The organism is Rathayibacter sp. AY1H2 (assembly GCF_002931985.1).
GTDB lineage: Bacteria > Actinomycetota > Actinomycetes > Actinomycetales > Microbacteriaceae > Rathayibacter.
In genome coordinates this window covers 22,984-35,897 of the sequence record NZ_PSUV01000020.1, presented here as the reverse complement: position 1 = coordinate 35,897, position 12,914 = coordinate 22,984, and the positions used below count along the sequence as shown (strand labels likewise).

Sequence of the window (12,914 nt, the reverse complement as noted above, 5' to 3'; positions counted from 1 at the left end):
CATGTCCACGTCGCCACCCGCGACTGTTCCTGCGTCACGGTTCGGCGCACGATGCACCACGGCTGACGGGCGGCGCGCTATAAAGGGAAGCCCATGTCACTCGAGACCGACCGCCCGTCCCCGTCCACCCGGCCGCGACGCGGCGTCTCGATGGCCGACGTGGCCCGGCGCGCGAACGTCTCGGGCCAGACGGTCTCGCGGGTGTCGAACGGCAAGCAGAACGTCGACGGCGAGACGCGCGAGCGGGTCCTCGAGGCGATGCGGGCCCTCGGCTACCGGCCCAACAGCGCGGCGCGGGCCCTGCGGACGGGCCGCTTCCACAGCATCGGCGTGATCATGTTCACGCTGTCCTCGTTCGGCAACATGCGCACCCTCGACGCCATCGCGATCGCGGCCGCCGACGCGGGCTACTCGATCACCCTCATCCCCGTCTCCCACCCCACCCAGGGCGAGGTGTCGGTCGCGTTCCACCGGCTGAGCGAGGAGGCGGTCGACGGCGTCATCATCATCGTCGAGGCGCACCTGCTCGACGAGGCCGACATCGTCCTCCCGCCGGACCTGCCCGTGGTGGTCGTCGACTCCGCCGGCGGCGAGAAGTACCCGGTGGTCGACACCGACCAGATGTCGGGCGCCCGCCAGGCCGTCGAGCACCTGCTCGGACTCGGACACCGCACCGTGCACCACATCGCCGGCCCCGACCGCTCCTACTCCGCCGAGCGCCGCCACGAGGCGTGGGAGTCGACCCTGATCGAGCGCGGCGCCCCGGTGCCGGAGGTGCTGGTCGGCGACTGGTCCACCGACTCCGGCTACCGCCTCGGCAAGCGGCTCGCCGCCGATCCGGAGGTCACCGCGATCTTCGCCGCCAACGACCAGATGGCGCTCGGCGTGCTGCGCGCCCTGCACGAGGCCGGACGCGCCGTGCCCGGCGAGGTGAGCGTCGCGGGCTTCGACGACATGCAGGAGTCGGCGAGCTTCTGGCCGCCGCTGACGACGGTGCGCCAGTTCTTCGGCGACACGGGCCGCCGCTCGGTCGACATCCTCCTGCGCGAGCTCGAGTCGGGCGAGCGCACCGGCGTCTCGCTGGTGCCCACCCGCCTCATCGTCCGCGAGAGCACCGGCCCGGCCCCCGCCGCCTCCTGACGCTTCCGTGGAGCCCGCCCCGCCGGGCACTCCCGCCCTTCACGCTGATCGAGGAGCCGGCCCCGCCGGCGTATCGAGATCCCCTGCACCGGATCCCCCCGCCGGGCCCACGCCCCTCCCCGTGCCCGCTCGACCGCGGAGCTCGCGATACTGTGAGCCCTCTCACCCCGGACCTCCAAGGAGACGCACATGTCGGTCGGCCTGCTCGCGGTTGTCGATGACATCCTCACCGCCGCCCTGAAGGCGAGCGCCAAGACGGCGGGCGTCGTGATCGACGACGCGGCCGTCACCCCGCAGTACGTGCAGGGCCTCACGCCCGCGCGGGAGCTGCCGGTGGTCGGGCGGATCGCGCTGGGGAGCCTGTTCAACAAGTTCGTCATCATCATCCCGCTGGCGCTGCTGCTCTCGGCGTTCGCGCCGCAGGTGCTGCCGTACCTGCTCATCCTCGGCGGCGCGTTCCTCTGCTTCGAGGGGGCGGAGAAGGTGCTCGAGTGGTTCGGCGTCTCGCACGGCGGCCACGAGACGGAGGCGCGCGACGAGAAGAAGCTCGTCTTCGGCGCCATCCGCACCGACCTCATCCTGAGCACCGAGATCATGCTGATCGCGCTCGACGGCCTCGACCCCGACTTCGGGATCTGGCCCACGCTCGGCGCGCTCCTGGTCGTCGGGCTCGGGATGACCGTGCTCGTCTACGGCGCCGTCGCGCTGCTCGTGAAGATCGACGACGTGGGCCTGCGCCTGATGAAGAACGCGGCCCGCGGCGTGCGGCGCACCGGAGCGAGGATCGTCGCGTCGATGCCGGTCGTGTTCCGCGCGATCAGCATCATCGGCACGCTCGCCATGCTCTGGGTCGGCGGGCACCTCGTCGTCGCGAACCTCGCCGAGACGGTGTGGCACGGTCCGTACGACCTCGTGCACGTCGTCACCCACGCGGTCGAGGGCGCGGGCCCGGTCGTCGTGTGGCTGGCCGACACCTTCGTCTCGATGATCTTCGGCCTCGTGCTGGGTCTGGTCATCGCCGCCGTCGTGATGGGCGTCTCGCGCCTGCGCACCCGCGACGAGGCGGCCGCGGGGCACTGAGCGGCGTCTCGATACGCCGCGTGCCGCGGCTGGTCGACGGCATGAGTGGGGGCGGCGTCTCGACCGGTTCGGAGTCGGAGAGGTCTCGAGACGTCGCCTGCCGCGGCCACCCGACCGGCACGGATCCATGCCGATCGGGTAGCCCGCGCCGCGGTCGTATCGGGATCTCACGACGCGCCACCCGTGCAGCGCCGCTCCGACGGCGAACGACGGACCGCCCCCGTCCCCGGAGGGGCGGAGGCGGTCCGTGTCAAAGGGGGCGTCAGCAGCTGCGGGCCGCGTACGCTCCCGTCGCCACCGAGGTGACCTGCTTGCCGTCGACCGTGCCCGTCGCGGTGACGGTGGCCTGGCCGGCCGGCACCGAGGCCGCGCGCGTGGTGAACGCGGCGCTGCCGCTCGCGCCGGGCGCGACTCCGGTGACCTGCTTCGACCCGGAGGGCGTCGCGATGGTCATCGAGACCGGCACGCCGGACTCGTTCTTCGCCGCGACGGTGAGCGTCACCTTGCCGGCGATGCAGCGGGTGGTCGCCGTGACCGCGACCGCGAGGGCGACGGGCGCCTTCAGGGTCACCGTCACCGTCGTGGTCGAGGTGACGGAGCCGTCGGCCGCGCGGACCGCGATGGTCGCGACTCCGCCGTTCGCCGTCGTCGGCTGGGTGATCCGCACGGTGGCCGCCGAGTCGGTCGCCACTGCTCCGATCACCGGCATCGCCGTGCCCTCGACGGTGACCGCGTAGGAGGTGCGGGCCGGGTCGAACCCGGCGATGCCGGCTCCTCCGACGCGCAAGGCGCCCAGGGTGGCGACCGCGGCGGGCGAGGCGACCGACTCGTAGAGCTTGGTCTCGGCCACGATCAGGTGCGTGTTGTCGTAGGCGTTCATCACGACGCGGAAGGCCTTGGCCGTGACGGGCGCGAACGACGCGACCAGGGTCGGAGCCGTTCCGCCGGCCGGCGACGCGAGGGCCACGGCCGACTCGTAGCCGGGGACCGCGGTCCAGGTCGTGCTGTCAGCGGCCTGGTACTGCAGCTGGTAGGTCTGCGCCCAGCTGGTGCCGCCGTCGGCCAGGAACTGCACCGACACCTTCTCGACCTGGTGGGTCGAGGGGAAGGTGTAGGTCAGCGAGCTCTGCGCGGCCTTGGTGCCGTTGGTCCAGTTCGACCAGCCCTTGTCGCCGTCCACGCCGTTGCGGGTGCGCTCCGGTCCGTAGCCCGACTCCGACGACGACGCGGTCGCGACGATGCCGGCGTCCGGGTTGAAGTTGCGGAGCGTGCCCGTGGTGACGAGCACCGTGAGCGTGGCGGGGAGCGTCGCGCCGTCAGCGGTCGCCGTTCCCGAGACCGTCACCTGCCCGGCCCGGGCGAGGGAGGCGGTGGTGAGCGGCGTCCAGTCCCAGACGACCGGCACCGGGAAGGTGCTGGCCGAGGCGCCCACGCGGGCGGGGACCGTCGTCGGGGCCGAGGCCTTCACTCCGGCGACCGAGGCGCCCGCGGCGGCCGTGACCGACACGGGGTCGGTCGCGGTCAGTCCGCCGACGTCGACGAGCGCGGTGACCGTGATCGTCTGGCCGTAGAGGTCGGTCGCGGTGCCGGGCACCTCGACGCGGCCGGTCGCGCCGTACGCCGAGTCGGCGGGGCGCTGCCAGGTGACGGCGAGCGGTGCGCCGGCTCCCCAGGAGTACTGCGGGGTGATGCTCGCGGGCAGGGTCGGAGCGACGCCCGCGGTGGTGCGGACGGCGATCGTCTGGCCGGCGGTCGGCGCGAGGTCGCGGAGGGACCACGACTGGTTCGCTCCGCCGTTGGAGGTGTAGACGCCGACCGACGCGTTGTCGGCACTGGAGCCGCCGTTCACGTCGAGCGACTGGGCGATCGACTCGTTGACGAGCGAGAAGTTCACGCCGTCGGTGGTGTTGACGATCCAGCGGGTCGCGGCGGTCGTCTTCGCCGCGTCGACGGACAGCGAGCGCAGGTCGGTGCCGGCGGTCGTGGCTCCGAGCACGCGTCCGTCGCCGTTGACGAGGACGACGCGGCGGGTGGCCTCGCGCTCGCCGGCGGCGACCTCGCGGACCGTCCAGGTCTGCTTGGCGGCCGTGGCGGAGTCGGTGGCGAGGCCGGTGATCGTGGTCGCGGCGCCCGAGGGGTTGCCGGTCAGGGCCTTGCCGCTCTGGGTGCCGACCAGCTGGTAGCGGTGGCCGTCGCGCAGGGCGGGGGCGGAGTCGGCGACTCCCGAGACTCCGTCGATCGAGAAGCTCGTGACCGACTTGGCGGGCACGGTGATCGTGGCGGTGCGCGAGATGCGGTCGACGCTCACCGGCGTCTTGGCGACCAGGGCGTTGCTCGTGGGAGCGGCTGCCGAGGAGGCCTTCGTGGTGACGTAGGGGGTGACCGTCGCGGTGTCGGCGATGGTGCCGAAGCGGGAGAGGTCGAGCACGACGGTCTTCTCGGTCGCGGTGCTGTTGGTGTGCACGACGGTCGCGCCCGAGCCGTCGCCGCGGACGGCGGCGGTAGAGGAGCTGTCGTTGGAGGGCATCAGGTGGTCGCCCTCGTGGATGAACTTGGTGAAGTTCCGGATGGTGTTGAACTTCGAGTTCGTCTCGACGCCGCAGACCGGGGCCTTGGTGGAGTCGCCACCGGCGTCGGCGACGCGGCGGACCGACTTCCAGACCTCGGTCCCGTTCTCCTGGTACGGCTTGCAGTCCAGGTCGATGTAGACGGAGCCCCAGTTGAGGTTCTCGCCCTTGGGCTTGGGCTGCTGCATGTTGTAGTAGTCCTCGACGGGCTGCCAGAGCACCCACGCCTTGGGCTCGAGCTCGCGCAGGTCGTCGTTGATGCGGCCGGCGATGCCGAGGCCGTTCTCCATGTTGGTGGGGTCGAAGCCGGTGACCCAGTTGCCCTCGATCTCGCTCATCCACAGGTCGGTGTCGGCCTGCTTCGCGAGGTCGCGGACCTTGAGGCGGCCCGAGGTGCCGTAGGTGTGGACGTTCATCCGGTCGACCTCGGCGCGGATCGCGGCGGAGTAGGCGGCCCAGTTCGTCGCGAAGATGTCGGGGTTGGTCTCGTCCATCGCGGCGATGCCGGCGTCGGTGGTCGAGGCGTCCAGCGCGGCGGCGACGTCGGGGATCAGACCCGCCTGGCGCGTCGGTCCGACGTGCATTCCCTCCTGGCGTCCGCCGGTCGGGACGCCGTTGGAGAGCTGCGTGCCCCAGTAGTTCGTGTTCGGCTCGTTGAAGGGGTCGAGCGTGTCGAACTCGATGCCGTACTCGTCCTCCATGTGCTCGGTGACCTTCACGAGGTACTTCGCGAACTGCTCCTCGGCGGCGGGCTTCAGCTGCTCGCTGTTCGCGTCGAAGCCGCCCGAGACGTAGCCGCTCTCGGTCATGAAGTACGGGGCGGAGTTGGAGAACGCCTCCCAATGCGAGATCTGCTTCTCCTCGGCGAGCCTCTCGACCCACCAGCGCTGCGTCTCGTCGGCGGTCCAGTCGTAGGAGGCGGGGTCGTCCGCGTTCCACTTCGCCAGGAGCGCATCGCGGTCGGCGAGCTTCGTGGAGGTGCCGCCGTAGGTCGACGCGTCGCCGGCCGGGTTCGGCTTCCACCAGCCCTCGACGGCGCCGCCCGGGCGGAGGTAGTCCTTCACGTCGGAGGCGTTGCCGCCGCCGATGTTGTAGCGGGCGATGTTCAGGTCGAGGCCGCTGTCGCCGAAGACCTTCTGGTAGAGGTCCTCGCGGAGGGCCTCGGGATAGCCGCCGGTCGCGTTCGCGAACCAGACGAGGCTGGTGCCCCAGCCCTCGAACGCCTCACCGGCGGCGGCGGGGTTCGGCGTGATGCGGAACGCGTCCGCGGCCTGAGCGGGGGCCGCTGCGGCGGGGATCGCCAGCAGTGCTCCTGTGGCCAGGGCGGCGCTCGTGGCGAGCGCGGCGACCCTTCTGAAGGACATCGACATTGATGCGGTCTCTCTTTCGCCATCGAAATGCGGGCGTGTTCACGTGAACGCGCCCTGACGGCCGACTGTACATGTTCACGTCAACAATCGGAAGGTGCTCAGGGGCGGGCGAGGCCCGCAGAGTCGAGGAGCCGGGAGTCGTCGCAGTCGACGTCGAGTGCGACGACTCCTGGAGGGTCGTGGGCATGCGGAGGCGTGCGGCCGTGCGCCGCGACACCCCCGCGCTCAGACGCGGTGCGTCGTCTCCGGGAAGGCCTCGGGCTCGCACTGGATGGTCGCGTGGTCGATGCCGTGGCGCTCGCGGAGGACGGCGAGCACCCGCGAGAGCGCGGTGCGGTAGTCGGCGTCGGGGGCGACGACCACGTGGCCGGTGGCGCTCTCCATGCCCGAGGTGATCGTCCACACGTGCAGGTCGTGCAGCGCCAGCACGCCGGGGACGGCGCAGACGTCGCGCTCGAGGGCCGCGAGGTCGACGTGCGCGGGCGCCGACTCCATGAGGATCCCCAGCGCCTGCCTCGTCAGCGACCAGGTGCGGGGAAGGATCAGCAGCCCGATCAGCACGCCGACGATCGGATCCGCCCACGCCCAGCCGGTGGTGAGCAGCACGATCGCCGCCACGATCACGCCGATCGAGCCGAGCGCGTCGCCGAGCACCTCGAGGGAGGCTCCGCGGAGGGTGATGCTCTCCTTCGCCCCGGCCGACAGCAGGCGCAGGCTCACGAGGTTGACCGCCAGGCCCACGACGGCGGTGATCAGGAGGGGGCCGCCGGGCACCGCGGGCGGTTCGGCGAAGCGGCGGACGGCCTCGACGATCACGAACGCGGCGACCGCGAACAGCAGCAGGCCGTTGGCGAGGGCGGCCAGCACTTCGAGGCGGTAGGAGCCATAGGTGCGGCCCTTCGCGGCGGGGCGGGCGGCGAGCGAGATCGCGGCGATCGACATCCCGAGGGCCAGCACGTCGGTGCCCATGTGCGCGGCGTCCGAGAGCAGCGCGAGCGAGCCCGTCGCGACTCCGACCGCGAACTCGACGACCATGAACGCCGCGGTCAGCACGAAGGCGGCCACGAGCGGACGCCGGTGCCGCGCGGCGGCGGAGCCGGCCGGAACGCCGTGAGAGTGGCCCATCGGCTCCTCCGATCCCTGTTCGTATAAACAGTCTTGCATGCGTTGGGAGTCGAGCGCGAGCGTCCTCAGCCGACCAGCGGGTCCAGCGCCTCGCCGAGGTAGGGCGCCAGGGTCCGGGCGTACGACTCGGTGAGGTGCCCGAGGTCGCGGTACACCTTCACTCCGCCGATCACGAGGGGGCAGCCGCGGTCGTCGCAGAACCAGCGGGTGAGGTCGACGGCGGCGGCGCCCGGCCAGCCCTCGGCCGCGGCGGCCATCAGCTCGCGGGCGGCGAAGGCCTCGTCGAGCGGCACGCTGCAGTCGGCCGCGGAGCCCGGCTCCTCGGCGCAGGCCAGCAGGGAGAGCGAGGGCAGCACCGGATTGTCGCGGATCGCGACCACCGTGGATCCGCGGGCGATCAGCGGCGCCCACGACTCGTGGAACCCGTCGATGCCGGCCTGCTCGTCGGGGGTGCCGGACGCGTCGACGAACACGGACTTCTTCGCGGAGTAGGCGGTGACGACGAGCGCGTACGGCTCCTGGCCCGCGAGCTCCTCCTGCAGCTTCTCGTTCCAGACGTCGCAGGAGCGCCGGGAGGAGGCGGAGTCGTCGCGCCGCTCCGCGGTCGAGAAGACGCAGCCCGTCTTGTAGTAGGTGTGCAGGTCCCAGCCGCGCTCCTCCGCGACGCCGCGCAGCGCCGGGAAGAACGACGCCGCGTGCGAGTTGCCGATGAGCAGCACGCGGAGGCCGGCGGGATCGCCGAAGCGGCACTCCTTGAGCGCGGTGCCGGAGTTGCCCGTGCTGCACTCGTCGGTGTTCAGGGCGGAGCCGTCCTCCGAGGCGTCGACGGCGGGCAGGCTCGTGGTCCAGGAGTCGGGGCAGGCGTTCGCGAGCGCCGCGGCTCCGACGCAGCCCTCGGTCGAGACGGGGAGGGCGTGCGCGCGGGTGAGGTCGGCGGCGATCGCGGCGTTCGTTCCGGTGAGGCCCGTCGCTCCGACCAGGGCGGCGACGGCCAGCAGGGCCGCCGGGGCGAGCGCGCGGAGGCGGTGCGGGCGCTCGGCGGGGGCGCGGCGGTGGAGGGGGTCCTCGAGGAAGCGCTTCGAGGCGGCGGCCAGGAGGATCGCGGCGGCGATGACGCCCAGGCCCGCGAGGGCGGTCGGGTCCTCGCCGGTGCTCTCGCGCCAGAAGACCAGGAGTGGCCAGTGCCAGAGGTAGATCCCGTAGCTCAGGCCGCCCAGCCACACGAGCGGGCGCAGGGCCAGCAGTCGGCCGACGCCGCGCTCCGGGGCGGGGCCGGTCCCGGCGACGAGCACGAGCACCGCCGAGAGGGTCGGCCAGAGCGCGGCGGCGCCCGGGAACGCGCTCGAGACCTGGAGCACGAACCCGCAGGAGACGACTCCGATCAGCCCCAACCACCCGGCGACCGTCCGCAGGGCCGCCGGGATCGCCAGTCCCGGGAGCACGAGGGCCGCGAGTGAGCCGAGCCCGAACTCCCACGAGCGGGCGAGGGTGCTGTAGTACGCGGTCGGCTGGTCGATCCCGACCAGCACGACGGAGAACGCGAACGAGAGGACGGTGAGCGCCGCGACGAGCGCCAGCAGGAACCGCGGCAGCTGCGCGCGTCGCCGCAGCAGCACGGCGGCGAGGGTCGCGACGAGCACCAGGGCGAGCCAGATCAGGTAGAACTGCCCCTGCACCGACATCGCCCAGAAGTTCTGCACCGGCGAGTGGAAGTCGTCCTGCGCGAGGTAGTCCACTCCGGCCCGCGCGAGCGCGACGTTCTCGACGTAGAAGGTCGAGGCGAGCACCTCGGTGAAGGTCTGCAGCAGCTGCGAGGGGCGCAGGAGGAGCGGAGCGAGCGCCGCCACGACGACCAGCACCACCGCGGCCGCCGGGAAGAGCCGCGAGGCGAGCCTCCGGAGGAAGGCGATCGGACGCACGCGCCCGAACCGGCGGATCTGGCCGAGGAGGGTCAAGGTGGTGAGGAACCCGGCGATCACGAAGAAGACGTCGACGCCTCCGGAGACGCGGCCCAGCCAGATGTGGAACGTCGCGACCAGGAGGGACGCGACGGCGCGCAGTCCCTCGATCTCGGGCCGGTAGCCGGACGCGTCGGCCTTGCGCACCAGCGCGAACCGGCCGGAGGGGGCGGTGCGGGCGGAGTGGCGGGGCAACGGGTTCCTTCCGTGACGGTCGGCGGGCGGTGGGGCGGGCGCCGTCGAGCGTCGGTGTCCAGGATCGCGCTCTCCCGCCCCCAGGGGAACCGTGTCCGGGGTGCTGTCCACCTGGTTGGGGGCTGCGGAGGCGAAGGGCACGACAGGTGTCCGCTTACTCGGCTGTTCCGGGCCTTCTGAGTGCATCGAGAACTCGGAGGTCGCCGTTCTCGCGCGCGACCACGGCGACTTCTGCGGAGTCGCCGGCGGGCGGGACCGAGGGTGGATCGAAGGCGGGTGGCGCGGATCGACTGGCGCGGATGAACGGGCTTAGGTGAGGTAAGGCTATGCTTACTCGGGCTCCGCGCCGAGACGCGGGTGCCGCCCGCCGACGGACCGGGCCGACGAGCCCTGCCGGCGAACCGGGCCCATGAACCGGGCCTATGAACCGGGCCGACGACCGACGCCCACGAACCACAGGAGATCCATGTCCACGCACCGACGGCGCCCCGCCGCCCTCGCCCTCTCCGCCCTGACCCTGCTCGCCCTCACCGGCTGCGGCGCCTCCGAGCAGATCGAGCCCGAGAGCACGGCCGCCGCGGGGGAGGGCACGACCTCGTACCCGCTCACGCTGGACGACTGCGGCACCACGACCACCGTCACCGCCCCTCCGCAGCGGGTCGTCTCCCTCGACCAGAACTCGACCGAGATCCTGCTGTCCCTCGGCCTCGAGGACCGGATGGTCGGCACCGCCTCCTGGACCGACCCCGTGCTCGAGACCCTCGCCTCCGCGAACGAGAGCGTGCCGCGCCTGGCCGACAACGCCCCCACCTACGAGGTGCTGCTCGGCGCCGACCCGGACTTCGTCACGGCCTCCTTCGGCCGGCACTACGCGCCCGAGGGCGTCGCCTCGCGCGACCGCCTCGCCGAGACGGGGATCGGCTCCTACCTCGCCCCCTCCGACTGCGACAACGGGGCGAGCGTCAACGGCGGGAGCGGCACGCGCACCGTCCCGCTGACCGTCGACGTCCTCTACCAGGAGATCCACGAGCTGGCCGAGGTCTTCGACGTGCAGCAGCGCGGTGACGCCCTGGTCGCGCAACTGCAGGAGCGTGCCGCCGCCGCCACCGAGGGGGTCGACCTCGGCGGCCGGAGCGTCGCCTTCTGGTTCGCCGACACCAAGACGCCCTACATGGCAGGCGGCTACAACTTCGCCTCGATGCTCGGCACCACGACCGGCATGACCAACGTCTTCGCCGACCGCACGGAGGACTGGCCCGCTGTCGGCTGGGAGAGCGTCGTCGCGGCCGACCCGGACGTCCTGGTCCTCGGCGACCTGCAGCGCGACCGCTTCCCCGGCGACCGCCTCGACGACAAGACCGCGTTCCTCCGCTCCGACCCGCTGACCAGCAGCCTGCCCGCGGTGCAGGACGGCCGCTTCATCGCGCTCCACGGCGCCGAGATGAACCCGTCGATCCGCTTCGTCGACGGGCTCGAGAAGATCCGCGCCTGGTGGGACGAGAACGGGGCCTCGCTCTGAGCACGCACACGGGCACGGGCACGGGCACGGGCGCGGTCCTCGTCCGCCGGGTGCCGCGGGGCCTTGCCGCCGCCGCGCTGGTCGTCGGCGGGCTGCTCGCGCTGGCGCTCTCGGTCGGCGTCGCGGTGACGCTCGGCCCGGCCGACGTCTCGCTCGTGAACGTCCGCGACATCCTCCTCAACCACCTCGGGCTCGCCTCCGTCCCGGTGCGTGCGGCCGAGGACGCGATCGTCTGGCAGGAGCGCCTCCCGCGCGCACTCGTGGCCGCGGCCTGCGGGGCGGGGCTCGGCGTGTGCGGAGTGATCCTGCAGTCGCTGCTGCGCAATCCGCTCGCCGACCCGTTCGTGCTGGGCGTCTCCTCCGGAGCGTCCACGGGCGCGGTACTCGTCGGCGTGCTCGGGGTCGGCGGAGGAGTGGTCGGGCTCTCCGGAGGCGCCTTCGTCGGCGCGCTGGTCGCCTTCGGCTTCGTGCTGCTGCTCACGCGGTTCTCGGCGGGCGGCACCTCGGGCGTGATCCTGGCGGGGGTGGCGAGCACGCAGCTGTTCTCGGCGCTGACCTCGCTGATCGTGTTCGCTCTCGCCGACTCGGACGAGACGCGCGGCGTGATGTTCTGGCTGCTCGGCTCCCTCGAGGGCATGCGCTGGGACGACGTGGCGCTGAGCGGAGGAGTCGTGCTGCTCGGCTCCGTGGTCTGCCTCGCCGCGGCGCGCACGCTCGACGCGTTCGCTTTCGGGGAGGACGTGGCCGCGTCGCTCGGCGTGCACGTGGGCCGCACCCGCCTCCTCCTGCTGGTGGTGACGGCCCTGCTGACGGCGACCCTGGTGAGCATCGCCGGCGCGATCGGCTTCGTGGGGCTGGTGCTGCCGCACGCCGCGCGACTCGTGTTCGGCCAGCGGCACTCGCGGGTGATCCCCGCGACGATCCTGCTCGGCGCGGTGTTCCTGGTGTGGGTCGACGCCGGATCGCGGGTGGCGTTCGCGCCGACTCCGCTGCCGGTGGGGGTCGGCACGGCACTCGTCGGCGTGCCGGTGTTCATGCTGCTGCTCCTGCGGCGGAGGGGCCGCTCGTGACGCTCGAGGCCGACCGGGTCTCGTGGCGCCGGGGCGGCCGCCTGGTGGTCGACGGGGTCTCGCTCCGCCCCGCTCCCGGCTCGACAGTGGGACTGCTCGGGCCCAACGGCTCGGGCAAGTCGTCGCTGCTGCGGCTGCTCCAGGGCACCGCGGCTCCGGACGCCGGCGTCGTCACCCTCGACGGCGCGCCGCTCCGCTCGCTCCGCCGCCGCGAGGTCGCCCGGGCCGTGGCCACGGTGACGCAGCAGGCCGAGACGGAGGCGGACCTCCCCGTCCGCGACGTCGTCCGGCTGGGGCGGACACCGCACCGCTCCCTTCTGGGCGGAGACACGGCCGAGGACCTGCGCGCGATCGAGCGCGCCCTCGAGCAGGTGGGTCTCGAGGCGAAGGCCGACCACCTCTGGCACACCCTCTCGGGCGGCGAGCGGCAGCGCGCGCACATCGCCCGGGCGCTGGCGCAGGAGCCGCGCGAGCTGCTGCTGGACGAGCCGACCAACCACCTCGACATCCGCCATCAGCTGGAGCTGCTGGCCCTGGTGCGGGCGCTGCCGGTGACCACGGTCGTCGCGCTGCACGACCTCAACCTCGCGGCCCTGTTCTGCGACGCGCTGCTGGTGCTGCGCGAGGGGCGCGTGGTCGCGGGCGGCACCCCGGAGGAGGTGCTCACTCCGGCGCTGATCGCGGACGTCTACGGGGTGCGCGCCCGCGTGATCGTCGACGCCGGACGGCCGCACGTGCTGTTCGACTCCTGATTCCGCTGCCGCATCCTGACCCCACTGCCAGACGAACGTCGATCAGTCAACGGCCTCGTCCACTTCCAGCAGCGCGTTCTACCGTCGGTGAACCGGCTTCGAGACCTCACAGGAGAGGTCCCCCTCGCGCTGGGCGAG

8 protein-coding genes are annotated in these 12,914 nt (G+C 72.7%); 5 read left to right on the top strand and 3 right to left on the bottom strand.

The genetic code is table 11. The features are described 5' to 3' along the window. The first annotated feature begins 93 nt into the window (after positions 1-93). Entirely contained in the window at positions 94-1,140 is a 1,047-nt protein-coding gene (locus C5C29_RS13735) for a LacI family DNA-binding transcriptional regulator (protein WP_146076621.1), read from the top strand. 189 nt (positions 1,141-1,329) lie between these two features. Beyond that, positions 1,330-2,220 (top strand): DUF808 domain-containing protein, encoded by an 891-nt coding sequence (locus C5C29_RS13730; RefSeq protein ID WP_104223404.1) that lies wholly within the window; start codon positions 1,330-1,332, stop codon positions 2,218-2,220. A gap of 262 nt (positions 2,221-2,482) precedes the next feature. Here C5C29_RS13730 and C5C29_RS13725 read toward each other — a convergent pair whose 3' ends face one another. From C5C29_RS13725 to C5C29_RS13715, 3 genes are all read right to left on the bottom strand, one after another. Further along, on the bottom strand, positions 2,483-6,151 hold the full coding sequence (locus C5C29_RS13725) for a glycoside hydrolase (protein ID WP_146083495.1): 3,669 nt from the start codon (positions 6,149-6,151) through the stop codon (positions 2,483-2,485). Between the two features lie 231 nt (positions 6,152-6,382). Then, entirely contained in the window at positions 6,383-7,282 is a 900-nt protein-coding gene (locus C5C29_RS13720) for a cation diffusion facilitator family transporter (RefSeq protein ID WP_104226358.1), read from the bottom strand. Positions 7,283-7,347: 65 nt separating this feature from the next. Next, positions 7,348-9,435, bottom strand: coding sequence for an acyltransferase family protein (locus C5C29_RS13715; protein WP_181128827.1), 2,088 nt, complete (start codon positions 9,433-9,435; stop codon positions 7,348-7,350). 466 nt (positions 9,436-9,901) lie between these two features. Between C5C29_RS13715 and C5C29_RS13710 the strand changes: the two genes are divergently transcribed. Genes C5C29_RS13710 through C5C29_RS13700 form a run of 3 tightly spaced genes read left to right on the top strand, consistent with a single transcriptional unit; the run spans position 9,902 to position 12,776 of the window. Then, positions 9,902-10,954, top strand: a complete 1,053-nt coding sequence (locus C5C29_RS13710) for an ABC transporter substrate-binding protein (RefSeq protein ID WP_104308470.1) — start codon at positions 9,902-9,904, stop codon at positions 10,952-10,954. Further along, positions 10,927-12,024 carry a FecCD family ABC transporter permease gene (locus C5C29_RS13705; protein ID WP_374953995.1) on the top strand — a complete coding sequence of 366 codons (1,098 nt, stop codon included), beginning with the start codon at positions 10,927-10,929 and terminating at the stop codon, positions 12,022-12,024. Before C5C29_RS13710 ends, C5C29_RS13705 begins: the two co-directional genes overlap by 28 nt. After that, a complete protein-coding gene (locus tag C5C29_RS13700) occupies positions 12,021-12,776 on the top strand; it encodes an ABC transporter ATP-binding protein (protein ID WP_104226361.1) in 756 nt (251 codons plus the stop codon). The genes C5C29_RS13705 and C5C29_RS13700 overlap by 4 nt, the downstream gene beginning before the upstream one ends. Positions 12,777-12,914 lie beyond the last annotated feature (138 nt).

What these genes read in the sequence shown, in the direction of transcription:
- C5C29_RS13730 (WP_104223404.1), top strand. Translation starts at nt 1,330, where the DNA reads ATGTCGGTCGGCCTGCTCGCGGTTGTCGATGACATCCTCACCGCCGCC.
- C5C29_RS13720 (WP_104226358.1), bottom strand. Translation starts at nt 7,282, where the DNA reads ATGGGCCACTCTCACGGCGTTCCGGCCGGCTCCGCCGCCGCGCGGCAC.
- C5C29_RS13725 (WP_146083495.1), bottom strand. Translation starts at nt 6,151, where the DNA reads ATGTCCTTCAGAAGGGTCGCCGCGCTCGCCACGAGCGCCGCCCTGGCC.
- C5C29_RS13735 (WP_146076621.1), top strand. Translation starts at nt 94, where the DNA reads ATGTCACTCGAGACCGACCGCCCGTCCCCGTCCACCCGGCCGCGACGC.
- C5C29_RS13710 (WP_104308470.1), top strand. Translation starts at nt 9,902, where the DNA reads ATGTCCACGCACCGACGGCGCCCCGCCGCCCTCGCCCTCTCCGCCCTG.